Genomic DNA, 25,623 nt, shown 5'->3' on the forward strand with positions numbered 1-25,623 from the left:
ACTACGCCTACGGCCGGTAGAACTTCTCTGCGCGTCCCTTCGCCTGCAGCGACAGCCACTCACGGAAGCCCCTGAGGTCGCGCTTCTGCACCAGGAAGAACCAGCCGAAACGTGCGTACTCCTGTGGCAGTAGACGACGCATCCCCGGCTGGTTCATCAGGAAGCCGCGGTTGCGGTAGGTGAAGTAGCGCTTCGTCGCATTGTCGGGGTATTGGGTGTGCATCCGTCCCCCGAGGATCGGCTTGAACTCGTCGGCACCGTCGGGATGCAGGTAGGACGTCGTCAGGCAGGTGCCGAAGGGGAGACCGGAGCGCATGAGACGCCGGTGGTACTCGACTTCGTCGCCGCGGATGAAGAGACGGTAGTCGGGGACGCCGATGACTTTCATCGCCTCGGCGCTGAGGAGGGCGCCGTTGAAGAGACTGGCGATGCCGGGCAGGAAGTCACCCTGCAGTTCGTGCAGGTAGCGGTGCCACACCACTCCCTGTCGCAGGGGGAAGGCGAGCCGCTCGGGCTCGTCGATGTTGCAGACGGCGGGGGACACCTCGGCGAGGCCGTGGGTTTCGGCGACGTCGTAGAGGTTCTCCAGAACGTGCTCGTCAGCCGGGCGTCCGTCGTCGTCGGCGCACCACACGGCGTCGATGCCGAGAGACAGCGCGGTGAGGAAGCCGAGGGCGAAGCCACCGGCTCCACCGAGGTTGGTCTGCGAGGGGACGTAGACGGCCCGGTCGCCGGCGAGTTCCTCGAGCAGGACGCGGACCTCGTCCTGGCAGCCGTTGTCGACGACGATGACCTTGTCCACGGGGTGGGTCTGGGCGCAGACGACGGCCAGGGAGTTGCGTAGGAGCGCGACCCGCTGGTGGGTGACGATGACTGCGGCGGTGGAACCGTCGCGGTGGAGGCGGGCTGCTGACTGCACGGGTGTCTGCATGGATGTCATTGTGCCACGCGCGGCTGCGCGCCCAGGTGTCGGCAGCGCCGAGCAAAAATAGCTAACCTGGTTGATATATTTTTCGATTCGAGATTCCACGCACCGGAAGACCCCGGTGCGCAGACGGGAAGTGATCACATGGCCAGTTCCTCACGGCCCACCCGCATCGCCGTCATCGGTGCGGGAGTCAGCGGGCTCACCGCGGCCTATGAGCTTTCCAGCCACGCGGCCGTCACGGTGTACGAGGCGGACGGCAGGGCCGGCGGTCACGCCGACACCACCACCGTGCGTACCGGCGCCGGTGAGGTGAACGTCGACACCGGGTTCATCGTCCACAACGACCGGACTTATCCGGTCCTGCTGCGTATGTTCGCCGACCTGGGTATCCGGACCCGTCCGGCGGAGATGTCCCTGTCGGTCCGCGCCGACGACGCCCACGGTGGCGAGGGGCTGGAGTACGCCGGCGCCCGCGGCGTCGTGGGGTTGTTCGGGGACCGTCGGAACCTGCGGCGTCCTGCGTATCTCAGGATGCTCGGGGAGATCCTGCGTTTCCACCGTCGGGCACGGAGGCTGCTGGCAGAGGACGGCACTGCTGCCGACGGGACCGCTGCCGACGAGACGCTGGAGGAATTCCTACACCGCGGACGGTTCTCGGCGTACTTCGTGCGGCATTTCATGACACCACTGGTCGCCACCGTGTGGTCCTGTGATCCGGCGACCGCGGGCAGGTACCCGGCGCGCTACCTCTTCACGTTCCTGGAACACCACGGCATGCTGCGGGTGTTCGGTTCGCCGCACTGGCGCACCGTCGTCGGCGGGTCGCATGAGTACGTACGACGTATCGCCGACGTGGTCACCGCGCGCGGCGGTGAGGTTGTGACGGGCGTACCGGTCACACGGGTCAGTGAGCATGAGGGTGGGGTCAGCGTCACCACCGTGGACGGGACGTCGCGGATATTCGATGCCGTGGTCGTCGCCACCCATCCCGACCAGGCGCTGGCGATGCTGGCGGCACCGACTCCCGCGCAGCAGGAGATCCTCTCGGCGATGCCGTATTCACGGAATCAGGTGCAGTTGCACACCGACACCAGCCTGTTGCCGCGGACCCCCGTGGCCCGCGGGGCGTGGAACCACCTGGAACGCGGCAGTGGTGCGGTGGTCGTCACCTACGACATGACCAGGCTGATGCGCCTTCCGGAGGCCGACGGGACCCGCTACCTGGTCACCCTGAATGCCGCTGACCTGGTGGATCCGGCGACGGTGATCACCACACGGGACTACTCCCACCCCATCTACACCCCGACGTCCGTGACGGCGTCGCGCCGGTCGGGGGAGCTGGACTCGGACCGGATCGTCTTCGCCGGCGCATGGCAGGGCTGGGGTTTCCACGAGGACGGCGCCCGGTCGGGGCTGTCCGCAGCGCGCCGACTGGTGCCCCTGGACGAGTCCGTCCGCGCGGTGGAACCGGTGAACCGTGTCCTGCGCACCACGGTGAAACATGCCCGGACGACACCGGTCGAGCACCGTTTCACCCACCGCTCCTGGATGTGGTTGGTTGATCTCGACCACCTGCCGGACCATGGTGTGGCGTCGTGGTGGCGCGGGGTGTTCCTGGGGCGGGACCACCTCGGTGGCCGGAGTATCCGCGACGGTGTGGTCGGACTGCTCCGACAGCGTGGCATCACCGCGCCGGTGGGCCGTATCCGGATGGCGGCGATGCCACGGGCGTGGGGCACCGGATTCAACCCGTTGTCGGTGTTCTGGTGTGATTCGCCGGAGGGCGGTCCGCTGGTCACCGTGCTGGAGGTGCACAACACCTACGGTGACAGCCACGCCTATGTCGTCCGACCGGACGAGGCAGGTAGAACACACGCGGACAAGGAACTCTATGTCTCGCCCTTCCACGGCACCGACGGCGACTACGCGATCCGGGTGCCGTACCCCGTCGACGGACGGGTGCAGGTGGGCATCACCCTGCGCGTCGGCGACTACTCGTTCGCCGCGTCCGTCCGCGGCGCACCGGTGCACGACGGTGCTCCCCGGTGGCTCGACACGGCCCGTGCCGCACCGGCAGCACTGGTCACCGCCGTGCTCATCCGGGTCCACGGCATCTGGCTGTGGGCACGGGGACTACCGGTGCAACCCCGGCCACACACCACTCGAACGGAGGTCCCCTCGTGAGACCGTCAGTGAACGTCACCGCACCGGGGCTTGTCCCCGAGGCCCCGCAGGCACCGGTGGCAGCCTATGTCACCAGGAAACTCCTGGTCCGGGCGGCAAAGACCGCCGGTATCACCGTCGCCCACGTCGGCGACCCGCACGTCGGTCACGCCGACCTGAGGATCCTGCGTCCCGACGCGTTCTACGCCCGCCTCGGCGCCCGGGGCCTGATCGGATTCGGGGAGGCCTACACCGCCGGCGACTGGGAGGCCGACGACCTCGCCGGCACGCTCACCGCCCTCTGCCGGAAGTTCACCACCCTGGTCCCTGGGTGGATGCAGCGTTTCCGTGCTGTGTACCTGCGCCGACGTCCACGGGCGCACCGCAACACGGTGGACGGGGCACGGGCGAACATCAGCCACCACTACGACCTGTCCAACGACTTCTTCGCGACCTTCCTCGACCCAGGGATGAGCTACTCCTCGGCGTTGTTCGCCTCGTCGGGCATGAGCCTCCGGGAGGCGCAGAACGCCAAGATGGACCGGGTGCTCGACCGCGCCGGGGTCGGCGCCGGCACCCGTCTTCTGGAGATCGGTACCGGCTGGGGTGAACTGGCGATCCGCGCCGCCGGACGTGGGGCCCACGTCCACTCGGTGACCCTGTCGACCGAGCAGGCCGACCTGGCGCGGGAACGAGCGGTGCAGGCCGGGGTCGCCGGGCTGGTGGACATCGGTGTCCGGGACTACCGGGAGGTGGAGGGACAGTATGACGCAGTGGTCTCCGTGGAGATGATCGAGGCGGTCGGCCACGAGTACTGGGACGCCTACATGGGCACCCTCCGGGACCGGCTGCTCCCCGGCGGTACCGCGGTGATCCAGGCGATCACCATGGACCACCACCGGATGACGGCCTCGAAGGACAATGCGACGTGGATCACCAGCTACATCTTCCCCGGCGGGTGCATCCCCTCGGTTGAGGCGCTGGACGCCGCGGCGGAACGCGCCGGGCTGCGTCCGGGCGCGCGTCGGTTCTTCGGCGCCGACTACGCCGAGACGCTGCGACGGTGGGACGAGGCATTCCGCCGGGAGAGCGGCAGGATCGGACGACTCGGCTTCGACGACGCCTTCCGTCGTCTGTGGCATTTCTACCTGTCCTACTGCCAGGCCGGTTTCGCCGCCGACTACATCACGGTCGGTCAGGTGGAGTTCCACCGGCCGCATCATCACCAGGAGAACCAGTCATGACCAGCACACTCACATCCACCGGACACGCCACTGCCGCCGACCGGCTCGTCATCCTGATCACCCAGGCCACCGGCGTCACCGCCGGTGACCTGCCGGTCCAGATCCGGGCCTGGGACGGCAGCACCGCCGGGCCCGACGGGGCCGACTGCCCGACGCTCGTGGTGAAAGACCCGCAGGCACTGACGAGGCTGCTGTGGTCGCCGGGTGAACTGGGTCTGGCCCAGGCGTACGTCACCGGCGAGATCGACGCTGAGCCCAGCGACGCTCTCGCCGAGGGCTTCGCCCGGCTCACCGCGCTGGCCCGACGCCCGGAGGTTCGCGTCCGACTGACGCCGTCCTCACTGGTCAATGTCCTACGCGGGGTGAAGGACCTGGGCGTGGTCGGTCGGCGACCCACTCCACCGGCGTCGCAGGCACACCTGCGGGGACGGGCGCACACCCGTGACCGTGACCGGTCGGTGATCGCCCACCACTACGACCTCTCCAATGAGTTCTACGCCCAGATCCTCGACGAGACGATGTCGTACTCCTGCGCCTTCTTCGGGGACGGCCCCGGCAGCACCCCAGTGACCACTCTGGAGGACGCCCAGCGGGCCAAACTGGACCTGGTGTGCCGGGCACTCGACCTCACCGAGGGCCAGCACCTGCTCGACGTCGGCTGCGGCTGGGGATCGACCGCCGTCCACGCCGCCGAGAACTACCGCGTGCAGGTCACGGCGGTGACGATCTCACGCGAACAACGTGACTGGGTGCACCGCCTCGTCCGGGAGCGCGGCCTGCAGGACCGGGTCACCGTACTGCTGCAGGACTACCGTGACATCACCGGAGAGTTCGACGCCGTCTCCTCGATCGAGATGGGCGAGCACGTGGGGCAGCGCAACTACCCGTCGTTCATCCGGACGCTCCACGACCGCGTCCGACCCGGCGGACGGGTGCTCATCCAGCAGATGTCGCGCCGGGGGCGTCATCCCGGTGGTGGGCCGTTCATCGAGGCGTTCATCGCCCCGGACATGCACATGCGTCCGCTCGGGGAGACCGTGTCGATGCTGGAGGACGGTGGCCTGGAGGTGCGCGCGGTCCGTGGCATGAGGGACGACTACGCGCGCACGGTGGACCACTGGATCGACCGGTTCCATGCCCACCGCTACCGGATCATCGGTCTCGTCGGTGAGGAGGTCTTCCGCGTCTGGCACCTGTACCTCGTCGGCGGTGGCATGGCTTTCCGGCAGGGACGGATGGGCGTCGACCAGATCCTGTCCGTCCGTCCACCGGCGCTCCCGGCAGAGGGGGCGTGACATGGTTGTCGACTGGTTGATTGTGGCCGCAGCCTGTGCGGTGATGACTGTCCTGGTGATGACGGTGGTCGCCGTGGTGATCCGACGGCACGGCAAGGTCGCCGTGATGGACGTGCTGTGGGGGCCGTTGATCCTGCTGAATTCCGTGACCGCCGCTGTCACCGGACTGGTCGCCGGTGGCACTGGTCCGGTGGTGTGGGTGATGCTGGTGGTCGTCGTGGTCTGGGCGGGACGGCTCTCCCGCCATCTGGTGACACGGTTCGGCAGTGACAAGGAGGACCCGCGTTACGACGACCTGATGCGAAAACCGGCGGCGAGTCTGCTGACCTCGGTGCTGCTGCCACAGGGGTCGGTGGCATGGCTGGTGTCTGTTCCGGTCCAGGTCGCGGCGGTGGGCGGCACGGGCGGCACAGGTGGGGTGACGCCGGTGATCGTCGTCCTCGGTATCGTCGTCGCAGTGGCGGGCCTGGTGTTCGAGTCGGTCGCCGACCGTCAGCTGGACGACTTCCGCGCGGAAGGGGTCTCCGGCCGGGTGATGGACCGCGGGCTGTGGTCCTGGAGCCGGCACCCGAACTACTTCGGCGAGTCACTGGTGTGGTGGGGGATCTGGGTGGCGGCCGCAGCGTCCGGTGTGGGTGTCCTGGCCGCGGTGCTGTCGCTGGTGTCCCCGGTGGCGATGACCGTGACCCTGGTGTGGGGGACGGGGGCACGGTTGCTGGAGAAGCGCATGACCGGTCGGGACGGGTGGGAGGACTACACGCGCCGGACGTCCATGTTCATTCCGCTGCCGCCGCGGCGATGATGTTGCGCTTCATCAGCGGGAACACCGCCGCGTGGAACGGGGCGACGACCCACCAGTAGGCCCGACCGCGCAGGCCCCGCGGCAGGAAGACCGCGTCCTGCCGGTAGACGGTGGTTCTTGCGCCCTCGTCGCCACCGTCGCCACCGTCCTCCCTGTCGACCCGGAGGATCAGCCACGCCTGACCGCTGACCTTCATCTCCGCACGCAGCACCAGCAGGTTGGGGCGGTCGATACGCTCCACCCGCCACCAGTCGACGCGGTCACCGGTGGCGAGGTGCCGGGGGTCACGACGCCCTCCCAGGCCCGGGCCGCCGACCAGCCGGTCCATGATTCCGCGGACGTTCCACAGCAGGGGTGTGGAGTACCAGCCGTTGCGGCCGCCGATGGACTCCACGACCTGCCACACCTGCTCCACTGTCGCCGTCGTCCGTGCTTCGCGGCTGTCGGTGTACACCGTCTCACCCGACCAGTCCGGGTCGGTGGGCAGCTCGCCGCCGACGTCGGTGGACTGCCACGACCGGTCCCAGGACGTCGGGACCTCACCGGTGGCTTCTCGCTGCAGGGCCCGACGCACCGCCGTCGGATAGTCGGCGAGGCCTCCCGGAGGGTCGGGCAGGACGTCCCGGATCCGGTGACCGTCGGTGGTCACCGCGTCCTCCGCCATGGACTGCGCCAGCGGGACCGCCAGCGAGCGGGGAACCGGGGTGACCAGGCCGATCCACCCACCGGACAGCTGGTCCATCGGCAGTGGGACAGGAACGGCGGTGATCAGGCGTCGCAGCCCGCGGATCCGGCCGTAGATCCGCAGCAGGTCCGAGAACCGGTAGGTCTGCCCGCACCCGACGTCGAACTGGTCATTGACCCCGTCGAGGTCGTCGGCGTCGGCGGCGTGGACGAGATAGTGCAGGACGTCCCGCACGCTGATCGGTTCGATGCGGTTGTTGATCCACCGCGGTGCGACCATCACCGGCAGGCGTTCAGTGAGATGCCGGATGATCTCGAAGGACGCTGAGCCGGAGCCGATCACGGTGGCCGCACGCAGCACCACGGCAGGGACGTCGCCCTCGAGCAGGATACGGGCCACACGTTCGCGTGACCGCATGTGCTGGGACAGGTCCTCCAGGTTTCGGTCCGGCGGGTGCATGCCGGAGAGGTAGATGATCCGCGAGGCACCGGCCGCCGCGGCAGCCTCGGAGAGGTTCGTTGCGGCATCGCTCTCGGCGTCCTCGAAACTGGTGCCGGCGCTGTCACCCATGGAGTGCACGAGGTAGTAGACGACATCGACACCGCCGACCGCCTGAGTCAGGGAGGAGGGGTCCGACAGGTCGGCGCACACGGTGTCGACGTCGTCGTACCAGTCGAAGCGGGCCAGCCCGTCGGGGTGGCGGGAGGCGGCGCGGACGCGGTGCCCCGCAGCGAGGAGCTCAGGGATGAGGCGTCCGCCGATATAGCCCGACGCGCCGGTGACGAGGATGTCCATGGCACCAGCGTAGGCACCTCAGTCGTCGTGTGGGGCGTCGTCCGGGGCGATGGCCTCCACCAGCGCGTCGAGGAATCCGATGATCGCGCGACGGTCTCCGGCGGGGACGTCGCGGGCGGCCTGCAGCATCTTCTCGTGCATCGGGGACAACCAGTCCTCCACCTCCTCATGGGAGAGGTCGGTGGCCACGATGATCACCGAGCGTCGGTCGTCAGGGTGCGGGGCACGCCGGATGTGGCCGGATTCGGTCAGCCGGTTGAGCAGCTTCGCCGTTGCGGCCGTCGAGATGTGCAGCACCTCCGCCAGAGCCTTGGCGGTCAGAGGATGCCCGGAGCGTTCACCGGCGATGATGTGGCGCACGGCCTCGGTGTCGGTGGAGTTCAACCCCATGTCGGAGCCGACATGTCGGCGCATCTCCTGGTCGGCAGCCCGAAACCGCCGTACGGCGTGCAGAAGCGCCACGGCGGGATCGGAACCGTCGTACCAGTAGTCCGTTGACATGTGGTCATCATAACCGCTGACAACGGCTAGCCAAGTTAGCTATTATGGTGACGATCCTGACTGGACGAGACACGAGGAGCGGAACATGGGGCGCACCAGCATGACCGGAGATGCAGAGGCCCCCGTGCCCCTCACGGTACCGCTCGTCGTTCTCGCCAGTGGATTCATTGCGACTGCCGTCGCGTTCCTCGGCGCCGGCGTTGTCGGCGGCACGCCGGTCGCCGAGGCTGCCGGCGGCTGGCTCGGGCAGGACGCCACGCCCTTGGCCCCGGCGACACCGGCGTTCCGGGTCTGGTCACTGATCTACCTGGGTCTGGTGGCGTATTCGGTCTGGCAGGTGCTGCCGTCCCAACGTCGGTCGTCACGGCAACGCAGGCTGCGACCGTGGGCGGTGGCGTCGATGCTGCTGAATGCAGCGTGGATCTGGTCGGTGCAACTCGACCAGCTGACGGTGAGCCTGGTGGTGATCGTGGTGCTGTTGGGTGTGCTCGTGCGCATTCTGGTGCTGATGATCGAGACGCCGGCAGAAACCAGGGTGGGTGCGGTCCTCGCCGATGGCACATTCGGACTGTATCTGGGTTGGGTCACGGTGGCCACGGTCGCCAACGTCGCTGCTGTACTCGCGGCGCACGGCGTGGACGGACTCGGAACGCAGTCCGGCTCGTGGGACGACGTCGCTGCCGCGGTGGTGCTGGCGGGGGCTGCCGCCGTGGGTGTGGCGACGGCGTGGCGTAGCGGAGGGCGCCTGATGCCCGCAGTCGGTCTGGCGTGGGGACTGGCGTGGATCGGGGTTGCCCGGCTCGACGGCGTCTGGGAGTCGGGCACTACCTCGACAGCGGCGTTTGCCGCCGCCGCGGTGGTGGTGTCGGTGGCGGCGGTGTGGCGCCTCCGGCGCCCCTGACCGTCAGGATTCCTGGAGGCCCGGGATTACCAGGACCTCCGGTGTCAGGGAGCGTCCGGCATGTCCAGTGACTTCCAGATGCGTCCCACCGTCGACGGCGACAGGCCCGTATACCGTGCCAGCTCACGCCTGGTCCAGGTGGTCGGGCTTCTTCTGCCCGCCGATGATCGCCCCGCCATGATCTCCTTGATCTGTTCGACGCTCATTGCCCGTGGGCGCCCGGAGCGTGGTTCATCGGCAAGGCCGTCGAGCCGACGGTTGATGAACCGGCTGCGCCATTTGCCGACCGTCGGGCGTGAGACACTCAGCTCGGCAGCCACACGGGTGTTCGTCGCACCTGCCGCGCAGGCGAGGATGATGCGCGCACGGAGGGCGAGGGAACTGTCGGATGCGGCGTCATTCGCCCAGCCGGAGAGAGTCGCGCGTTCCTTGTCGGACAGGACGAGATGAGTCTTGGGTCGTCCTCGGCCGGGGTTGTGAGGGGTGTCGGAGAGACCTGCCATATAGCTATCTTAGCGAGCGATGATTGCGAATGTATCATTAACGGTGATTTTCGGAACACGTGTGAGATATACCTATCTAGGTGAGTGATACACCTACATCTTGTCGTATAGTGACAGGGTGAAGATGTCTGGAACGCACGACAACACTGCACCTACTGACGCCGATGCTCTGCTGCTCCTGTCATTCGGCGGGCCGGAGCAGGAGGCCGACGTCATTCCTTTCCTTGAGAATGTCACCAAGGGCCGTGGGATACCTCGTGAGCGTCTCAAGGATGTCGGAGAGCACTATTACGCCCTCGGGGGGCGTAGTCCGCTCAATGACCTGAACCGTGAGATGATCGCTGGGATCCGGGCTGAGTTGGACTCCCGGGGGTCGGGGATCCCCATCTACTTCGGTAACAGGAACTGGCATCCGTTCGTCGAGGATGCGGTCGAGACGATGGCCCGCGACGGGGTGCGTTCCGCCGTCGTCTTCGCCACGTCCGCATGGGGTGGGTACTCGGGGTGTCGTCAGTACCACGAGGACATCGCCCGCGCCCGGCAGGCTGTCGTGGACGCGGGGCTGACCCCGCCACGCCTCCGCCGTCTACCCCAGTTCCACGACCATCCACTGTTCATCGACGCATTCGCGCGTGCCGTGGACACCGCCAGGGCAACCCTCGACGAGGCTGAGCGGGCCGACCTCGTCTTCACCGCACACTCCATTCCGCTGCGTGCCGACGCCGAGGCCGGCCCACCGGAACTCGGTGGGCATCTGTACTCACGCCAGGTCCGTGACAGTGCCGAACTGATCCGCGACCGGAGTTCTTTCGGGGAAGGCACTGTGTCCTCTGCGTCCTCCGGGTCCTCTGTGTCCTCTGTGGTTGAGGCTGACGTGGTCTGGCAGTCCCGGTCCGGCCCGCCGTCCGTGCCCTGGCTGGAGCCGGACATCTGCGACCATCTCCGGGCGCGCGTCGACCGGGGCAACACCCGCCCGGTGGTGCTGTGTCCCGTCGGCTTTCTCTCGGACCACGTCGAAGTGCTCTGGGATCTGGACACAGAGGCCAGCGAAACAGCGGAAGAGCTCGGGATAGATCTGGTCAGGGCCACAACCCCTGGGTCCACGTCCGATTTTGCGGCGATGGTGGTCGATCTTGTCCAGGGCGCTACGCGAGGTGAGCCCGGCGGGGGCGGGGGACTCGGACGTGTGCCCAACTTCGGCTCAGCCGTGGACGGGGCCTTCTGTGCTGTGGGGTGCTGCGGCGGCTGATCCCGGCGCAGGCCGACACAGACGGGCACAGAAGGGCACAGACGGGCACAGGCCGGCGCAGATAGGCACAGACGGGTGCTGCGGGTGTGCGGTGGTATGGTGACACGAATGGGACGACGAACAGTGATCACCTTTGTTGACGACATTGACCAGGAAGAACTCGCTCCTGACGAGGTCCGGACGGTGAAGTTCGGCTACCGTGGCGCCGATTACGTTCTGGATCTGTCCGAGCTGAACGCGGCGATCCTGGACGAGGAACTCGAGCCGTACCTGGGGGCCGCCCGGAAGCTGCCGAAGAGTGCCTCTGCCGGAACGGCACGGTCCTCCTCCCCGTCATCTTCGTCGGCCTCTGACGCCGCACGCAACCGTCGTATCCGACAGTGGGCGAATGAGAACGGTCGTGAGGTCTCCGCACGCGGCAAGATCGCCGCTGACGTGATCAGCGACTACGAGGCAGCGCACCCCGAGGACCGGTAGCAGGACCGCGTAAACTGCGCCGATCTGGGATGATCCGCGTTGATTCACGGAGAGTGCCGCCACCTCTTGTCGGAGGGGCCGGGTAGGCGTACTTTCTGGCTATGCGTAAAGCGCAGGGCCCTCATCCGGTCCGTCGGGACGCCTTCACGGCACAGGCACCACGTCCCCTCCGAACCACCGACACCGATTCCAGACGCCCCTGGTGGCAGGTCATGTGCCTGTCTGGTGTCGACTACTTCTCCACACTCGGATACCAGCCCGGTATCGCCGTCGCCGCGGCAGGGGCGCTGGCCCCCGTCGCGACGCTGATACTGGTGCTCGTCACTCTCCTCGGCGCGGTCCCTGTATACCGGCGGATCGCCGCCGAATCCCCGGACGGGCTCGGCTCGATCGGGATGCTGGCCGGCATGGTCCGCGGATGGCGCGGCAAACTGCTGATCCTCGTTCTCCTCGGCTTCGCTGCCTGCGACTTCATGATCACCGTCACGCTGTCGGCGTCAGATGCGGCGACCCACCTGCTCAGTTCCTCCAGCAGCCCCTGGCTGATGCCGGTGACGCTGGGACTGGTGGCACTGCTGGCGGCGGTCTTCCTGAAGGGTTTCACCGATGCTGTCCGCGTCTCTGTCCTGCTCGTGGTGGTGTACCTGGGTCTGACCACCGCGGTGGTGGCCCGGGGGCTGTGGCGCATCCTGACCGAATCCGGGCATGTCGCCGACTGGACTGCGGCGGTCACCACGCAGCACTCCAGCATCTGGATGATGCTGGCTGTCGCGGTTCTCGTGTTTCCTAAACTGGCGCTCGGCATGTCCGGATTCGAGACGGGAGTGTCGGTGATGCCGCTGATCCGGCCGGCGTCCGGCACCGTCGGAGAGGAGGCACGTGCCTCCCGGATCAGGTCAGGGCGACGCCTGGTCCTGGTCAGCGCACTGATCATGAGTTGTTTCCTGATCGGTTCATCGCTGTGCGTGACCATGCTGGTACCCGGCGACCAGCTCGCTGCCGGTGGTGAGGCGAACGGCCGGGCACTGGCGTGGCTCGCCCACGAGGAGTTCGGGCGGGTGGTGGGGAACATCTACGACGCGTCCACCATCGCCGTGCTCTGGTTCGCGGGCGCCTCGGCAATGGCCGGACTGCTGGCGCTGATTCCGCGGTACCTGCCGGCGTACGGCATGGCGCCGACGTGGGCGCGACGGTCACGGCCGATGGTGCTCGTACTGGCTGCCGTCGCGGTGGCTCTGGTACTGGTCTTCCGCGCGGACGTCGACGCCCAGTCCGGTGCCTACGCCACGGGCGTCCTGGTACTCCTCGGGTCCGGTGCTCTCGCGGTGACCCTGCATACCCTGCGGCGCGGGAATCGCCGTACCGGTATCCTGTTCTCCTTGGTCACCGTTATTCTGGCGTACACTCTGGTGGCCAACATCATTGAACGTCCGGAAGGGCTGCGGGTGGCGGTGTGGTTCATCCTGGGCATCATCGCTGTCTCGGCAGTGTCCCGGGCGGGCCGGTCGCTCGAGTTGCGCGGTGCCGAGATCCGGTACGATGCTGCTGCCCAGCACATCCTGCAGGCCGCGGTGGCGGGGTCGGGGGAGCTGCACCTGGTGGCGTCCTGTGCGAGGGAGGCCCCGGACGTGGTGACCCGGGAGCGGGGTCTCCGACGGTCCAACCATCTTTCCGGCGACCGGCCGCTGGTCTTCCTGGAGGTCACCGTCGGCGACGCCAGTGACTTCGCCTCGCCACTGATCGTCACCGGCCATGCCGTTGACGGGATACCCGTACTCCACGTCTCTGCGACGACCGTGCCGAACGCTGTCGCCGCTGTCGCACTGGACGCCCGTGACCACTTCGACGTCATCCCGGACATCTACTTCGAATGGGGGACAGGTTCCCCGGTCCGGGAAATGCTCCGGTACCTGGTGGTGGGCAGGGGTCACAATGCGGCGGTCACGCGGGAGGTCCTTCGGCGGGCCGAACCCGAGGAGGGACGCCGGCCGCGGGTGCATGTGGGGTGAGGGGTGACTACCCGGCGGATCCGTCGACGGCGAGCACGGCCACCGGATCCGTGGTGGGGGCGGGTGAGCCGCCAGCCGGTTCATCGGTGAGAGCAACTGCTGTTGTGGCAGGTGATGCGCCAGGCGACGCGTTGTTGGAGCTGTCGGTGCTGACCGTGATGACACCGTCGAGACCGTCGAACAGGCCCGCGGATGCAGGCACACCGTCGGCGTCGAGCGACCACAGCTGGTAGGTGCGCTCGTCCGACAGTGTGGGCAGGTCCCGGGCGATCACGGTCAGTTCACCGCCCGCGGCGATGACGGCCAGAGCGCCGTCCTCGGAGCCGTCAGCTGCCTCGACCTCGGTCGAGGTGACGGTGGAGTCCGGTGCGGTGAGCATGCGCGTGATGTTCCGTGCGGCGTCCTCGGCGTCTTCGGCCTGCACAGACTGGTTGTGCTGGGAGATCGCCACGGTCAGTGACGGGACGGCGACGGCGAGGGAGACCGCGGCCACGGCGGTCATCAACCAGGCTGTACGTCGATACCGCCGGAGTGTGGAAACCGGCGAAGGGGACTCGTCCTCGCCGATCCGGCGCATCACCGCCTGTTTCAGCTCCGGAGGTGGGGGAGCCTCGTGCAGGCTGGCGAGTTCGGCGGCAACTTCCCGGTACCTGCGGAGGGCAGCCGCGGCATCCGGGTCTGTCTCCGCCAGACGTTCGGCCTCCCGGACGTCCTCTTCGGAATCGAGGGCGTCGAGGGAAAGGCCGACGAGTAGTTCATCGATCCGGTTGCTGTCCGGTCCGGACTCGGTCATCTCAGCTCATCTCCATACAGGTTCGCATGCGCGCGAGGGCGGACCGGATGCGGCTCTTCACCGTGGCCAGCGGAGCGGTGAGGTGCCGGGCCACCTCGGAGTAGGTACGGCCACCGTAGTAGGCGGCGACCAGTGACTCATTCTCGAGATCGGTGAGTTCTCCCAGACAGTGACGTACCCGAGCGCTTTCCTCACTCCGGAGGATACCGTCGTCGACGGCATCGACTTCACGAGGCTCCCGGTGGGTGCGGTGTTCCCGGTCCTGTCGGGACGACTCGGAACGGACGCTGTCAACTGCGCGGCGGTGGGCGATCGTTGCCGCCCAGGCGTGGACGGTCCCGCGTGCCGGGTCGTAGGTTGACGACTTCGTCCACATCTCCAGCATCACCTCCTGGGTGACCTCCGCTGCCAAGCCCTCGTGACGGAGGATACGGCGGCAGATCCCGTAGGCGACGGGAGAGACGGCGTCGTAGAGCAGACCGAAAGCCCCCCGGTCGCCCGCAGCGGCACGCCCGACCAACATGGTCAACTGTGCGTCGTCCCGTCGGCCTGGCCCGGGGGTCCCCTGCGTCATGAGGTCGATCATAGGGGTGAATCAGTTGACGAGAGCGTCCTTCAGCGACTTGATGGTACCGGCCAGGGTGGAGATGTGCTGGGCGAGGCCGTCGGCGAGCTCATCGGCGTCGAGCTCGCCTCCGGTGATGTCTGCGAAGAACTCCCCGGCCCTCGGACGATATCCGTCGAGATTCTGCAGAGCCTCATCCGCTGCGGCACTGTCGTCACTGGCCAGAGCGTTGGCGTAATCAACGAAGTAGCCGATGTGTTCGCGCCAGAGCTCCAGGAACTCTGCGCCCTTCTCGTCGCCGGCGACGGAGCCGACAGCTTCTGACAAAGCGACGGAGTTGTGGTCGAGGGTGTCCGCGGCCGCCTGGAACGCCTCGGACTCGGTGCCCCCCTCGGAGGTGTAGGCGGTGAAGACCGCGAGACCGGCGAGGTAGACATGTTCCTGCAGCCCCGTGGCCAGGGTGACACGTAACGTGGCGGCGTCGTCGGTAGCGTCTCCGGCGACGTCGTTGCCTTCAGCGAGTCCCGAGGCCAGGGTGGCGATGAAATCCCCGCCGTGGGACGCAGCCGCATGCAGGTCACCGTAGGCGGAGGTGTCATCCGCGGCGAGTGCGTCGATCGCCTGGGACAGACTGTCGACGTGGTGTTGCAGTCCCTCTGTCGCGGCACCGGCGTCAATGACGCCCTGCGACAGGCCGGAGAAGGCCTCTCCTGCGTCCATCGTGTACTGCGTCAGGTCGTCCTGGGCGGCGGCTTTCGCTGCGTCGTCGCCGTCCTTGGCTGCCGTCGCGTAGTCCACGAAGTAGCCGACGTGGTCACGCCAGAGTTCCAGCACAGCGTCGCGCTGGGAAGGGTCGATCGTGGCGACCATGTCGGCCAGGGCTACAGCATTCGCGTCCAGGGCGTCGGATGCGGCGGAGAAGGCATCGGAATCCGCTCCCTCTGTGTAGGCCGTGGCGACCGCCATGCCTGCGAGGTAGACGTGTTCCTGCAGGTTGGATGCCAGGTCCGCATGCAGCGTGGCGGCGTCAGAATCCGGGTCACCGTCGATGTCGGCAGCGGCGACGATGCCGTCGGCGAGGGTCTGGCCGGTCATCGGCATGTGGGCGGCGGCGGTCATCGCGTCAGCGAAGGGATCACCGGTACTCATCGGGGTGATGTCACCGGTCGGCTGGTGGTCACCGGAGTGCATGTCACCCATCCCGTCGGCATTCTCGGTCGACATCGCTCCGCTGGTGGTTGTCTGGCTGGACGTCTCGTCGGTCTGGTCGTCACCGGAGCAGGCGGCGAGGGACAACATCAGTGCGGCCACAGAACCGACCGCGACGGTCTTCTTCGTGTACGTGCTGTACCTGGCGTACATGGTGGGAACTCCTCAAAGTGGGGGATGGTGTCACTGTGTATTCGGAGCGGTCGGGTTGGCGGATTGGTCGTGACAAGAACCGGTGCAGATCATCTGGTGGCGGTACGCTCCCGAACGCACGGACAGCCCCACCGGTCACCAACGCTCCCTGGTGGTCGAACCCTGGTAGCGTGAGATTCCGACAAAAGATCATGGTCAACGTTTCCTCTTCTCTCGTGCAGGAGCTCTCATGTCCACGGACCCCTTGGAAGGCATGACAATCATGAGGGAGCTCGCGGAGATCCGGCGTGAAGTGGAAGAAAAGTGGCGGCAGCTTACTCAGCCGGACCATGCGTCCGACATCCTCGAGCGCACCGAGGGAGTCGAGGAGTTGGTGCTACGGATCGACGTTCTATCCCCGGCCGATCATCGAATTGCCGATCTCCGGGAAGTCGCCTTTGCCCGGGCGGTGGCTGCGAAGACCCTGGGACGGTCCCGTGAGATGGACTCCGCACTCGCCCTGGTGGGCGTCTTATCCTTGTCGGCGGCGGGCACGGAACGGGTGCGATCGGTCCTTCACTTCCTGGAGGAGAGTGCTCAGCAACGAGAAGAACACCATGGTTTGGAACCCGATTTCTCCTTGGCCGTGGACAGTTTTCCGGATTCGCCTGGGTTGCCGCGCGAGCAGGACAGCGGGGCGTGCGTGGAGGCTTCCGAAGAACCCGGAACACCGTCATGGGATGTGCAGGTCGGTGTTCTCAAGCGCAGTCCATACACAGAGCAGAATGACCAGCTGTGGGACGAACTGATCGCGGCCTGTCGCAGCAACCTCCCAACGGCGAGAGAATCCAGCGAGCTGTCCGCACTGCAGCACTGTCTCGGAGAGCTCATGGAGATAATTACGGATAACCCCGGCCTGGCCTCCCCGCACCTCCGGCCGGAAATCATCGCTCGCGCTGTCGCGCTGCATAGACTGAATCAGCGGGTCATGGAGGAACTCGGAGACTCCATCGGTGCGCGACTCGATAGAAACAAGTTCTTTCAATCTGTTCTGTCACGGTTGCTTGTGGATGTACCGACGTCCATCTCATTGAGTGACAGGATCCTCATCGCCAGATACCACCTCGATCTTTCACCGGATGTCACAGGGCATGGCAACACCGAGCGGAGCAGGTATGCGACGCGTCTGGCAGAGCTGTACCAGCGTAATGACGACCATAACGGCGAGATCATGGCATTCCTGGAGAAAGGTGCATGCCTAGAGAAGATGGGCCGTTATTCAGAGATGTACGAAGTCTATGAACAGGCCCTCACTCTTTCACGCAGGTACGATCTGGTGAGCGGGATAATCTGGTCGACCATTCGGTTATCGTACGGGCATTTCCTGGCTAAGGACCCTCGCTCTGCTACTCAATTGCTTCTCGATCTAGACGACCGATTGACCTACGATGATGTCAGCGGGGTGAATGAACGCGAGGCGTATGCAGAAGCGAAGGTCGCATTGGGCAACCTTTTCGCTTATGCGGGGTCGCATGACGGATCGCGCCGGTACCACGGAGAGGCCGCGGAGGTTTTCACATCCATTGGTAATCAGACGCGTGCGTGGGAATGCCGTCAGAAAGCTCTTGGCTGAGGTCCAGTAAGCGGGACTCGGTCAGTTAAGTGGGATTCCCCGTGCGTCATGCGAGTATCGTCCGCCACCGATGAGGATCATGATGAACTCGACGCATGCCCAGATACCGACGCAGAAAAGGAAGAGGAAGCCGATGAGGATGATGGCGGTGAGGTAACCGAAGATCGTGAGGACCAGCTGGCATACGGCCTTGCCGGTGTAACCGAGGTAGAAGTTGTGAATGCCCAGAGTGCCCAGGAAGAACGCCAACAGGGCAGCAGCGAGCTTCGACTTCTGAGGTCCGGGGTACATTGGAGCGCCGTATCCGCCGTGTTGCTGCATGCTTCCCTGCTGGTACTGCTGAGCGTACGGCTGCTGGAAGTTCTGCTGCTGGGGGTACGGCTGGTGGGCGGGCTGCTGGAAGCCTTGTTGCTGATAGGGAGAATCCTGGTATGGCGTCTGCTGCTGGTTCTCCGGACGGCGCTCGCCGGAGCTACCGAACTCCGGGCTGTTGAAGGGGTTGCTCATCGGGACTCCTTGATTCATGCGTGCGTGGCGCCTGGCGTCGGCTGCCCGCGAGTACACGTAAACGTATCAGGTCGGAAAGAATCGCTCGGCATCCTCTTCCCGACGGATGCGTCAGGAGACCTCGGGATGATGGTCTCAGAGCTTCTCGGCGAAGAATGGGACGACTTTCTTCAGGGCCTCGCCGGCACCGTTCGGCTGGTCGTAGAGGTCGTAGTGGGAGACGTCGTGCAGCTCGACGAGCTCCTTGTCGGTGGAGGCTGCCTTGGCGTAGATTTCCTTGCCGTCCTTGTAGGCACCGAAAGCACCCTGCTTGTCGCCGATGACGACCATCAGGGGCTGGTCGAGTAGCTCGTCGGCGAGGTGGAAGGCGTCCCAGCCGAGCGCGGTGGCACCGTGAGCGGCTTCGAAGAGCACGCAGCCGTTCGCCTTCTCGCCGCGACCGGTGCGGTAGTAGTCGAAGGCCTCGATGACGTCGATGTCGCCGACCTGCTGGGCCTGTTCGGCGGTCTCCGGGAGCATACCGGCGACCTGGTTTTCCGCACCGCGGGCCTCGCTGGTGCGCTGGGCGGCGATGTCCTGCAGTTTGCCGATCACACCGCCGTCGCCGGCCGCGGCGTTCTCCCGCTGCATACGGCCGTAGTTCACTCCGGTGATGGAGACGACAGCCTTGAACCGCTTCTCGGTCAATGCGGCGTTGAGGGTGTAGCCGCCACCACCGCAGATGCCGAGGACGCCGATACGGTCGGCGTCGACGTAGGGGAGGGTCACGGCGTAGTCGACGACACGACGGAAGTCCTCGACACGCTCAGCCGGGTCTTCGCGGAAGCGGGGCTCGCCGCCGCTGGCACCCTGGAAGCTGGCGTCGAAGGCGATGACGACGTTGCCTGCGTCGGCGAGGGCGGTGCCGTAGATGTTCCCCGACGTCTGCTCCTTGCAGGATCCGATCGGGTGAGCGGCGACGACCGTCGGGTAGCTCTTGCTCTCGTCGAACTCCGGCGGGAAGTAGATGCTCGCCGCGATATCCCAGTACATGTCCTGGTTGCGGAAGCTGACATTCTTGATGTTGTCGGTGACCATGGTGCCCTCCTGGGGAATCGAATACATAGAACCTGAGTGCCGGGCCCGTCCCGGACTGGTCCCCAGCGTGATACGCGCGGTGGAGAGCTGCCAGACAGAATCCAGCCTAGGAAAAATCTTCCTAGACTACGGACACTCCATGTCTCCTTGTCCCGACAAGGCCCTGAGTCGTCTCTGGGTGAGTGAGTCGGGCTCCACCGAGTTCAAGACCAGCTGTTGGTCAGGTGCAGCGCCGTATCGGAAGATCTCCCAGTCCAGCGTGAGGTCGCCGACATCTGGGTGATGCAGCACCTTTGTGCCGAAGTCCTGTCGTGCCACGTCATGCTCGGCCCACCACCGCGCGAAGTCCGGATCCGAGACGGTGAGCTCACCGACCAGTGGCGTGAGTTTCGGGTCCGACGGATTCGCCGCCGCTTCGCGACGTAAGATCGCCACGCATGAGCGGGCAACCGCGTCCCAGTCGTCAAAGAGATCTCGCATTCGCGGATCCGTGAAGATCAGGCGGACGTAGTTACGGTCGCTGGGGTCGAGAGAGCCGAAGTCCATGTAGACCTTTGTCGCCAACGAGTTCCAGGCGAGTATGTCGGTGCGGGGGCCCAGGACCAGAGCAGGGGTCTCTGTCAGCTGATCCAGAAGACGCCGCACCTGGGGTCTGACCTGTGGGTCGTCTCCATTGCCGTCGGAGCTGATCGGTCTTCCAGGATGCAGCGAGTGGCTCGGCGCAGTGACATGGTCCGCCAGAGAACCCAGGTAGTCGGCCTGGTCCTTGTCCAGTTTCAGGGCGGTGACGAGTGCAGCGAGGACGGGCGGGGACGGAGCCAGCCGTCCTTGTTCGATGCGCGCGTAGTAGTCGCCGCTGATCCGGGCTAATTCTGCGACTTCTTCCCGGCGCAAACCGGTGACCCGGCTTCGGGTATTCGTCCGGGTGACGTCGACGTCTGCCGGGCCGAGTTGGGAGCGTCGCGTCCTCAGGAAAGAGCCGAGTTCGCGCAAGTGCGGTTCGCGATCTGCAGGGACGACCATGTCGGTTATCCTATGACATCACAGACAGCACCATGGGGGACCGGGTCCCCACACACACCTACAACCGACCCAGGTCTCTCAACACGCCGCGCACGTGTTCAGCCGCGTTCGGCCCCTCGTACGCGCCGACGATCTCGTCGACAGGACCACACGACCGGATCTGGCCGTGGTCGACCCACAGTGCCGAGTCGCACAGCTGCGCCAGGAATTCATTGGAGTGCGAGGCGAACACCAGGATGCCGGACTTCTCGACCAGGGCCTGAAGCCGGATCCGCGCCTTCTCCATGAAGCTCGCGTCCACGGCCCCGATGCCCTCGTCGAGCAGAAGGATCTCCGGCTCGATGGACGTCACCACGCCCAGGGCGAGACGCACACGCATACCGGTGGAGTAGGTGCGCAGCGGCATGGAGAGGTAGTCACCGAGTTCGGTGAAGTCCGCGATCTCGTCCATCTTCTTCTCCATGGACTTCCGGCTCTCGCCGAGGAAGAGTCCACGGATGATGATGTTCTCGTAGCCGCTGATCTCCGGGTCCATTCCCACACCGAGGTCGAAGACGGGAGCTACGCGCCCTTCGACCACCGCGGAACCGCGGGTCGGCTCGTAGATCCCGGACAGCAGGCGCAGCAGGGTGGACTTGCCGGCACCGTTGTGGCCGACGAGACCGATCCGGTCGCCTTCCTTGAGGTGCAGGTTGACGTCCCGCAGTGCCTCGATGACGACGGTGTTGTCCGAGTTACGTCCGATCGCCCCGCCGGCGGCCCCCAGGAATGCCTTCTTCAGTGAGCGTGACTTGGCGTCGAAGATGGGGAAGTCGACGCAGGCGTTGTAGGTGTCGATGGAAACCATGGTTGTTCTCCTTTAAACCCAGTAGCTCACACGTGACCGCCACTGGCGCATGAACACCATGGCGAACAGGGTGCCGAGCACGGTGAGGACACCGACGATGATCCAGGAGTGCATTTCGACGGGCTCGTCGATCATCGGGCCGCGTACGACACTGAGGTAGTGGAACAGGGGGTTGATCTCTGCGAGGCGTGCACGGTCGGCGACGGCGCCACCCTGCTCGAGCAGTGTCTTGGTCGTCCACACGATCGGGGTCATGTAGAACAGCAGCTGGACCAGGGACTCCAGCAGCGGTGCGACGTCACGGAAGCGGGTGGCGATGATGCCGAAGAACATCGACACCCACACGCCGTTGGCCACCAGCAGCGCCAGTCCCGGCACGGCGAGCAGAACCTCCCAGCCGACGGGGATCTGGAAGACGGCCAACAGGACCACCCAGATGACCAGGTTGTGGCACAGGATCAGGAACTGCTTCCACACCAGCCGGTAGACGTGCACGCTCAAAGCGCTTGGCAGCTGTTTGATCAGCCCCTCGTTGGCGATGAACACCTGGGAGCCCTCGATGATGCATCCTGAGATGAAGCTCCACATGATCAGGCCCACGGCGACGTGCGGCAGGAACTCCTTCAGATCCATCTGGAAGAGCATGGAGTACAGCAGTCCCAGCGCCACGGCCATCACGCCGGTGGCGAGAGTGATCCACAACGGGCCCAGGACGCTGCGTCGGTAGCGCTGTTTGATGTCCTGCCAGCCCAGCGTGAGCCACAGCTCCCGCTGCCCGAAGCCGCGCTTCAGGTCGTCCCACGCGGCACCGAGGGTCTGGGACGTTGAGGACGGCGCGCCACCTTCCGTCGGGGCGGCGACGAAGCTCTCGTACTCCGGTGACATGGCCACCGGCCGGGGATTTTCTGAATCGGACACGGGGATACGGTACTCCGGAACCGTGTGGTGTGCGGTAATCAGCGCCGGTGCCACTCATGTCCATGTGCCGATGTAGTATCGGTGACGTTGACGGAACGGCGCGGTCGTTTCCTGAATTTTAGTATCGTGACCTGCAAAAATATTCTCAGGTCGCCAGTGTGGTGAGATGCGGAAAGGGGCAGTCGGGAGTGTTCGACATCGCGAGGGTGCGAGGCCTCTATGAATCGCTGTCCGAGGGGTGGACCTACCTCAACGCGGGTCGCCGCGCGCAGGTGCCGGAGAAGGTCAGCTCGGCGGTGTCGAGGGCGTTCCGGGCATCACCCCTGCAGGGGCCGGACGGTGGAGCCCGTGGTGACCAATACGTCTCTGCGGCCCGCGAGGCGGTTGCCGACCTCGTCGGGGCGTCGCCGGACTGTGTCGTGCTGGGCCCCAGCCGGGCCACCTTGCTGGGCATCCTGGCCACGGCCGTGCCCGCGAAACTGCGTATGGGCCGTGAGGTCGTTCTCAGCCGGGTGGACGAGCCGTCCAACATCACCCCGTGGAAACTCGCCGCGGACCTCTACGGGGCCTCCGTGCGGTGGGCAGAGGCCGACCTCACTACCGGTGCCCTGCCTGCCTGGCAGTTCACGAGTCTGATCAGTCTCGACACCTCCATCGTCGCGGTGCCTGCGGCGAATGCCCACCTGGGTACGGTCACCGACATCCGGGCCATCGCCGACATCATGCGCGCGAAGTCACGTGCCTGGCTGGTGGTGGATGCGGGGGCCTACGCCCCCTACCGGAAGATCGACCTGGATGCGTGGGACGCGGACGTCGTCGCCCTGGACATGGCGCCTCTCGGCGGCCCGGAGGTCGGCGCGCTGGTATTCCGTGATCCGGCGCTGCTGGCCGAACTCCATCTGGTCGAACTGCGCCGTGGACGTCATGCTGCCCCGGATTCGCAGGAGCTGACGGCACGCCGTGTCGCCGAGCTCGAGCGGGACGGTAATGCCCCGGGCATGCTCGGGGGCGTTCCCGCCGCCGTGAACCACCTGGCAGGCCTGGACGAAGAGGCGACCGGCACCCGGCGGGAGCGCCTGGCGACGTCCCTGCAGTCCAGCGAGGAGTACCTCGGGCGGCTTGCCGGCTACCTCGTCGACGGTCTCCGGGATCTGGAGAACGTCCATGTCGTCGGCGTGGACGGGGAGATCGATACCGAGCCGGAGCACGACCACAACAGCTGGGGAAGTCCCGCCGAGAATCGAGGACAGCATTTCGGCCCGGTCGACCGGCTGCCGCGTGTCAGCTTCCTCGTGCAGGGCATCGAAGCCTCCGTGGTCGGGGAGCGGCTGTTGAGCAACGGTGTCGTGGCACAGACCGTGGGGCTGGAGGAAAGCGCCCTGTTCGATCAGATGGGCGTCGCGGAGATGGGTGGGGCGATCTGCGTGGCTCTCGCACCGCACAACACCCACATGGACATCGACCACCTGGTCCGCGTGGTCGGGGGGATCGTCTAGCTGGAGACCTCGAAGATCGCCTTGCCGGTGATCTCCCCGTCCAGAAGCGAGCGGTGGGCTTCGGCGGCATCCTGGATCGGGAAGACCCGGTCCACATGGTGGGAGATCCTGCCGTCCTCCAGCATGGGCCACACGTTCTTCACCGTCTCCGCCACGATCCGTGCCTTGTCGTCCCGGTCCCGGTAGCGCAGGCCCGTGGCGGAGATGTTCCCCCGTTTGGCCAGGAGCTTCCCGATGTTCAGCTCGCCCTTCACTCCGCCCTGCATGCCGATGATCACCAGATGGCCGTCCGGGGCCAGCACCGAGACATTGCCGTCGAGGTACTTCGCGCCGATGATGTCCAGGACCACGTCCGCACCGCCGAGTTCCTTGACGACCTTGACGAAGTCCTCCTCGCGGTAGTTGATCAGCACATCAGCACCGTAGCGGCGGCACACGTCCAGTTTCTCGGGGCTACCCGCCGTCACCGCCACACGGACCCCCAGTGCGTGCGCCAGTTGGGTGGCGAAGATGCCGATGCCGCCGCCACCACCGTGGATCAACAGGGTGTCGCCCTCCCGCAGCTGGGCCGTCATCATCAGATTCGACCAGATCGTGCAGGCGGCCTCAATGACGCTGGCGGTCTCGGAGAGTCCGAAACCGTCCGGGACAGGCGTCAACTGGCCCGCGGGGACGATGGTGTACTCGGCGTACGCGCCACCGGAGAGCAGTGCCCCGACCTCGTCACCCTCCCGGTACGGGGTGCCGTCAGGGCGGACGCAACCGTTCGGGTCGACGATCACGCCGGCCGCTTCGAGGCCGAGGATCTCGGACACGCCCTTCGGCGGCGGGTAGTGCCCTTTCGCCTGCAGGGTGTCAGCACGATTCAGGCCCGCAGCAGCGACCTGGATCAGGACCTCACCGTCCTGTGGCGTCGGGATATGGGTCTCCTGCCAGTGCAGGGACCGGGGGTCGTCGGGGTCAGTCTGGATGATGGCCTTCATGTTCCCGTTCATGTCCCCAGCCTAGCGATACCGGGTGAAACAGGGGTGGGCACCGGCAATCGTCGTGTGGTGGGTTAGAATCAGGACGCGCTGAACGCACATCGGTGTGTGCAGCACTGGAGACGTGGCAGAGCGGCCGAATGCACTGGTCTTGAAAACCAGCGACGAGCGATCGTCCAGGGGTTCAAATCCCCTCGTCTCCGCCAAATATTCCATGTTAGTGCAGGTCAGACCATATAACTGACCAGCAGGAAACCCGCCGCGTGGGCAATGCGTGGGCAATCAGCCCCCAAAACTCCCACCCGGTGCCCCTGCAGAACAGGGCAAGCGCAACATGGAACCCCCCCTCGACGTTCCCATAACACCGGGCAACGTCCACACACTCAACGTCACCGTTGACAGCAGCGACGACTACGCCACTGCCGCGTACTTCATGGCCGCGTACCTCGCAGACGGTGGTGCCGCATGAGCACCGACCACATTGCCCTACGGGGTGCCCTCCGCGACCGGCACAACCTCACCACCGACGCTGCCGGTGATCTTCTCGACACCCTCATAGACCACACCCGCGACAATGGGGAAGCGGTAGACCTCCACAACATCACCACCGAACAGGCCGAGTTCCTGCTGTACTCCGCCGCCGAACATGCAGCCCTCACCGACCACCGCACCGAGGGGGCACCCCAATGAGCGGGCAAGACAACGCTAAGCACTCCCCGGCGCGCATAGAAGCCCGTGGCAAATCCTCCCACGCCGTCAGCCTCCGTTCCCAGGGACACACATGGGCCGAGGTCGCTAGTCGCGCCGGATACCCTTCACCGGATGCTGCACGCGTCGCCGTCACTCGCACGTTAGACCGGGTGGAATCGGACGCGGTGGCAGACCTTC

Annotated in this window: 24 protein-coding genes, 1 tRNA gene and 2 pseudogenes; 14 read left to right on the forward strand and 13 right to left on the reverse strand. The window is 66.1% G+C overall.

Translation table 11 applies throughout. The features are described from left to right. Positions 1-7: 7 nt before the first annotated feature. Complete coding sequence (locus tag BJF89_RS02945; protein ID WP_075812080.1) at positions 8-931, reverse strand: glycosyltransferase; 924 nt, start codon at positions 929-931, stop codon at positions 8-10. Positions 932-1,069: 138 nt separating this feature from the next. Between BJF89_RS02945 and BJF89_RS19265 the strand changes: the two are divergent. The 5 genes and pseudogenes from BJF89_RS19265 to BJF89_RS02965 all read left to right on the forward strand — a co-directional run. Beyond that, positions 1,070-2,362: pseudogene (locus tag BJF89_RS19265) on the forward strand (NAD(P)/FAD-dependent oxidoreductase); the annotation flags it as partial. A gap of 108 nt (positions 2,363-2,470) precedes the next feature. After that, positions 2,471-3,112 (forward strand): annotated as a pseudogene (locus tag BJF89_RS19270) (DUF1365 family protein); the annotation flags it as partial. Continuing rightward, positions 3,109-4,335 carry a cyclopropane-fatty-acyl-phospholipid synthase family protein gene (locus tag BJF89_RS02955; RefSeq protein WP_075812084.1) on the forward strand — a complete coding sequence of 409 codons (1,227 nt, stop codon included), beginning with the start codon at positions 3,109-3,111 and terminating at the stop codon, positions 4,333-4,335. The pseudogene BJF89_RS19270 and the gene BJF89_RS02955, both read left to right, overlap by 4 nt. After that, on the forward strand, positions 4,332-5,630 hold the full coding sequence (locus BJF89_RS02960; RefSeq protein WP_075812086.1) for a cyclopropane-fatty-acyl-phospholipid synthase family protein: 1,299 nt from the start codon (positions 4,332-4,334) through the stop codon (positions 5,628-5,630). Before BJF89_RS02955 ends, BJF89_RS02960 begins: the two co-directional genes overlap by 4 nt. A 1-nt stretch (position 5,631) precedes the next feature. Continuing rightward, a complete protein-coding gene (locus BJF89_RS02965; protein ID WP_075812088.1) occupies positions 5,632-6,432 on the forward strand; it encodes a DUF1295 domain-containing protein in 801 nt (266 codons plus the stop codon). On the opposite strand, the gene BJF89_RS02970 is transcribed toward BJF89_RS02965, so the two are convergent. Further along, a complete protein-coding gene (locus BJF89_RS02970; protein WP_075812090.1) occupies positions 6,407-7,912 on the reverse strand; it encodes an SDR family oxidoreductase in 1,506 nt (501 codons plus the stop codon). The genes BJF89_RS02965 and BJF89_RS02970 overlap by 26 nt on opposite strands. Before the next feature lie 18 nt (positions 7,913-7,930). Continuing rightward, positions 7,931-8,413 (reverse strand): MarR family winged helix-turn-helix transcriptional regulator, encoded by a 483-nt coding sequence (locus tag BJF89_RS02975; RefSeq protein ID WP_075812092.1) that lies wholly within the window; start codon positions 8,411-8,413, stop codon positions 7,931-7,933. A gap of 85 nt (positions 8,414-8,498) precedes the next feature. Between BJF89_RS02975 and BJF89_RS02980 the strand changes: the two genes are divergently transcribed. Next, on the forward strand, positions 8,499-9,314 hold the full coding sequence (locus BJF89_RS02980) for a tryptophan-rich sensory protein (RefSeq protein WP_255372460.1): 816 nt from the start codon (positions 8,499-8,501) through the stop codon (positions 9,312-9,314). A 44-nt stretch (positions 9,315-9,358) separates the two neighbouring features. On the opposite strand, the gene BJF89_RS02985 is transcribed toward BJF89_RS02980, so the two are convergent. Further along, positions 9,359-9,817, reverse strand: a complete 459-nt coding sequence (locus BJF89_RS02985; RefSeq protein ID WP_075812094.1) for a helix-turn-helix domain-containing protein — start codon at positions 9,815-9,817, stop codon at positions 9,359-9,361. Positions 9,818-9,941: 124 nt separating this feature from the next. On the opposite strand from BJF89_RS02985, the gene BJF89_RS02990 reads away from it, so the two are divergent. The 3 genes from BJF89_RS02990 (at position 9,942) to BJF89_RS03000 (ending at position 13,552) form a co-directional block, all read left to right on the forward strand. Then, positions 9,942-11,066: a ferrochelatase gene (locus BJF89_RS02990; protein WP_075812096.1), complete on the forward strand. Its 1,125-nt coding sequence runs from the start codon at positions 9,942-9,944 to the stop codon at positions 11,064-11,066. Positions 11,067-11,174: 108 nt separating this feature from the next. Beyond that, positions 11,175-11,543: an Lsr2 family protein gene (locus BJF89_RS02995; protein WP_075812098.1), complete on the forward strand. Its 369-nt coding sequence runs from the start codon at positions 11,175-11,177 to the stop codon at positions 11,541-11,543. Between the two features lie 101 nt (positions 11,544-11,644). Continuing rightward, positions 11,645-13,552, forward strand: coding sequence for an amino acid transporter (locus BJF89_RS03000; protein ID WP_083650459.1), 1,908 nt, complete (start codon positions 11,645-11,647; stop codon positions 13,550-13,552). A gap of 7 nt (positions 13,553-13,559) precedes the next feature. On the opposite strand, the gene BJF89_RS03005 is transcribed toward BJF89_RS03000, so the two are convergent. Genes BJF89_RS03005 through BJF89_RS03015 form a run of 3 tightly spaced genes read right to left on the reverse strand, consistent with a single transcriptional unit; the run spans position 13,560 to position 16,272 of the window. Continuing rightward, positions 13,560-14,345 (reverse strand): anti-sigma factor domain-containing protein, encoded by a 786-nt coding sequence (locus BJF89_RS03005; RefSeq protein WP_075812102.1) that lies wholly within the window; start codon positions 14,343-14,345, stop codon positions 13,560-13,562. 1 nt (position 14,346) lies between these two features. Next, positions 14,347-14,919 carry a sigma-70 family RNA polymerase sigma factor gene (locus tag BJF89_RS03010; RefSeq protein WP_075812143.1) on the reverse strand — a complete coding sequence of 191 codons (573 nt, stop codon included), beginning with the start codon at positions 14,917-14,919 and terminating at the stop codon, positions 14,347-14,349. A 21-nt stretch (positions 14,920-14,940) separates the two neighbouring features. Next, complete coding sequence (locus BJF89_RS03015; RefSeq protein ID WP_075812104.1) at positions 14,941-16,272, reverse strand: hypothetical protein; 1,332 nt, start codon at positions 16,270-16,272, stop codon at positions 14,941-14,943. Positions 16,273-16,501: 229 nt separating this feature from the next. On the opposite strand from BJF89_RS03015, the gene BJF89_RS03020 reads away from it, so the two are divergent. Next, on the forward strand, positions 16,502-17,884 hold the full coding sequence (locus tag BJF89_RS03020) for a tetratricopeptide repeat protein (RefSeq protein WP_075812106.1): 1,383 nt from the start codon (positions 16,502-16,504) through the stop codon (positions 17,882-17,884). Positions 17,885-17,905: 21 nt separating this feature from the next. Here BJF89_RS03020 and BJF89_RS03025 read toward each other — a convergent pair whose 3' ends face one another. From BJF89_RS03025 to BJF89_RS03045, 5 genes are all read right to left on the reverse strand, one after another. After that, positions 17,906-18,391, reverse strand: coding sequence for an NINE protein (locus tag BJF89_RS03025; protein WP_075812108.1), 486 nt, complete (start codon positions 18,389-18,391; stop codon positions 17,906-17,908). A 135-nt stretch (positions 18,392-18,526) separates the two neighbouring features. After that, on the reverse strand, positions 18,527-19,468 hold the full coding sequence (locus BJF89_RS03030) for an alpha/beta hydrolase (protein ID WP_083650460.1): 942 nt from the start codon (positions 19,466-19,468) through the stop codon (positions 18,527-18,529). Between the two features lie 126 nt (positions 19,469-19,594). Next, a complete protein-coding gene (locus tag BJF89_RS03035) occupies positions 19,595-20,491 on the reverse strand; it encodes a helix-turn-helix transcriptional regulator (RefSeq protein ID WP_075812110.1) in 897 nt (298 codons plus the stop codon). A 58-nt stretch (positions 20,492-20,549) separates the two neighbouring features. Then, on the reverse strand, positions 20,550-21,338 hold the full coding sequence (locus BJF89_RS03040) for an ABC transporter ATP-binding protein (RefSeq protein ID WP_075812111.1): 789 nt from the start codon (positions 21,336-21,338) through the stop codon (positions 20,550-20,552). A gap of 12 nt (positions 21,339-21,350) precedes the next feature. Continuing rightward, entirely contained in the window at positions 21,351-22,223 is an 873-nt protein-coding gene (locus BJF89_RS03045) for an ABC transporter permease (protein ID WP_075812147.1), read from the reverse strand. Between the two features lie 221 nt (positions 22,224-22,444). On the opposite strand from BJF89_RS03045, the gene BJF89_RS03050 reads away from it, so the two are divergent. Continuing rightward, positions 22,445-23,752 carry an aminotransferase class V-fold PLP-dependent enzyme gene (locus tag BJF89_RS03050; RefSeq protein WP_075812112.1) on the forward strand — a complete coding sequence of 436 codons (1,308 nt, stop codon included), beginning with the start codon at positions 22,445-22,447 and terminating at the stop codon, positions 23,750-23,752. Here the strand turns inward: BJF89_RS03050 and BJF89_RS03055 are convergent. Then, positions 23,749-24,735 (reverse strand): NAD(P)H-quinone oxidoreductase, encoded by a 987-nt coding sequence (locus BJF89_RS03055; protein ID WP_139311856.1) that lies wholly within the window; start codon positions 24,733-24,735, stop codon positions 23,749-23,751. The two genes, BJF89_RS03050 and BJF89_RS03055, sit on opposite strands and share 4 nt — an antisense overlap. A 118-nt stretch (positions 24,736-24,853) precedes the next feature. On the opposite strand from BJF89_RS03055, the gene BJF89_RS03060 reads away from it, so the two are divergent. The 3 genes from BJF89_RS03060 (at position 24,854) to BJF89_RS03065 (ending at position 25,425) form a co-directional block, all read left to right on the forward strand. After that, positions 24,854-24,941, forward strand: a tRNA-Ser gene (locus BJF89_RS03060). Between the two features lie 128 nt (positions 24,942-25,069). Beyond that, positions 25,070-25,204: a hypothetical protein gene (locus BJF89_RS19275; protein WP_255372461.1), complete on the forward strand. Its 135-nt coding sequence runs from the start codon at positions 25,070-25,072 to the stop codon at positions 25,202-25,204. Next, entirely contained in the window at positions 25,201-25,425 is a 225-nt protein-coding gene (locus tag BJF89_RS03065; protein WP_075812114.1) for a hypothetical protein, read from the forward strand. The genes BJF89_RS19275 and BJF89_RS03065 overlap by 4 nt, the downstream gene beginning before the upstream one ends. The last annotated feature ends 198 nt before the right edge of the window (positions 25,426-25,623 follow it).

The organism is Corynebacterium sp. CNJ-954 (assembly GCF_001942345.1).
Lineage (GTDB): Bacteria > Actinomycetota > Actinomycetes > Mycobacteriales > Mycobacteriaceae > Corynebacterium.

What these genes read in the sequence shown, in the direction of transcription:
- BJF89_RS03005 (WP_075812102.1), bottom strand. Translation starts at nt 14,345, where the DNA reads ATGACCGAGTCCGGACCGGACAGCAACCGGATCGATGAACTACTCGTC.
- BJF89_RS03020 (WP_075812106.1), top strand. Translation starts at nt 16,502, where the DNA reads ATGTCCACGGACCCCTTGGAAGGCATGACAATCATGAGGGAGCTCGCG.
- BJF89_RS03010 (WP_075812143.1), bottom strand. Translation starts at nt 14,919, where the DNA reads ATGACGCAGGGGACCCCCGGGCCAGGCCGACGGGACGACGCACAGTTG.
- BJF89_RS03065 (WP_075812114.1), top strand. Translation starts at nt 25,201, where the DNA reads ATGAGCACCGACCACATTGCCCTACGGGGTGCCCTCCGCGACCGGCAC.
- BJF89_RS03035 (WP_075812110.1), bottom strand. Translation starts at nt 20,491, where the DNA reads ATGGTCGTCCCTGCAGATCGCGAACCGCACTTGCGCGAACTCGGCTCT.
- BJF89_RS02990 (WP_075812096.1), top strand. Translation starts at nt 9,942, where the DNA reads ATGTCTGGAACGCACGACAACACTGCACCTACTGACGCCGATGCTCTG.
- BJF89_RS02965 (WP_075812088.1), top strand. Translation starts at nt 5,632, where the DNA reads ATGGTTGTCGACTGGTTGATTGTGGCCGCAGCCTGTGCGGTGATGACT.
- BJF89_RS03055 (WP_139311856.1), bottom strand. Translation starts at nt 24,735, where the DNA reads ATGAAGGCCATCATCCAGACTGACCCCGACGACCCCCGGTCCCTGCAC.
- BJF89_RS03040 (WP_075812111.1), bottom strand. Translation starts at nt 21,338, where the DNA reads ATGGTTTCCATCGACACCTACAACGCCTGCGTCGACTTCCCCATCTTC.
- BJF89_RS03015 (WP_075812104.1), bottom strand. Translation starts at nt 16,272, where the DNA reads ATGTACGCCAGGTACAGCACGTACACGAAGAAGACCGTCGCGGTCGGT.
- BJF89_RS19275 (WP_255372461.1), top strand. Translation starts at nt 25,070, where the DNA reads ATGGAACCCCCCCTCGACGTTCCCATAACACCGGGCAACGTCCACACA.
- BJF89_RS02995 (WP_075812098.1), top strand. Translation starts at nt 11,175, where the DNA reads ATGGGACGACGAACAGTGATCACCTTTGTTGACGACATTGACCAGGAA.
- BJF89_RS02975 (WP_075812092.1), bottom strand. Translation starts at nt 8,413, where the DNA reads ATGTCAACGGACTACTGGTACGACGGTTCCGATCCCGCCGTGGCGCTT.
- BJF89_RS02960 (WP_075812086.1), top strand. Translation starts at nt 4,332, where the DNA reads ATGACCAGCACACTCACATCCACCGGACACGCCACTGCCGCCGACCGG.
- BJF89_RS02945 (WP_075812080.1), bottom strand. Translation starts at nt 931, where the DNA reads ATGCAGACACCCGTGCAGTCAGCAGCCCGCCTCCACCGCGACGGTTCC.
- BJF89_RS03045 (WP_075812147.1), bottom strand. Translation starts at nt 22,223, where the DNA reads ATGTCACCGGAGTACGAGAGCTTCGTCGCCGCCCCGACGGAAGGTGGC.
- BJF89_RS02985 (WP_075812094.1), bottom strand. Translation starts at nt 9,817, where the DNA reads ATGGCAGGTCTCTCCGACACCCCTCACAACCCCGGCCGAGGACGACCC.
- BJF89_RS02970 (WP_075812090.1), bottom strand. Translation starts at nt 7,912, where the DNA reads ATGGACATCCTCGTCACCGGCGCGTCGGGCTATATCGGCGGACGCCTC.
- BJF89_RS02980 (WP_255372460.1), top strand. Translation starts at nt 8,499, where the DNA reads ATGGGGCGCACCAGCATGACCGGAGATGCAGAGGCCCCCGTGCCCCTC.
- BJF89_RS03030 (WP_083650460.1), bottom strand. Translation starts at nt 19,468, where the DNA reads ATGGTCACCGACAACATCAAGAATGTCAGCTTCCGCAACCAGGACATG.
- BJF89_RS03025 (WP_075812108.1), bottom strand. Translation starts at nt 18,391, where the DNA reads ATGAGCAACCCCTTCAACAGCCCGGAGTTCGGTAGCTCCGGCGAGCGC.
- BJF89_RS03000 (WP_083650459.1), top strand. Translation starts at nt 11,645, where the DNA reads ATGCGTAAAGCGCAGGGCCCTCATCCGGTCCGTCGGGACGCCTTCACG.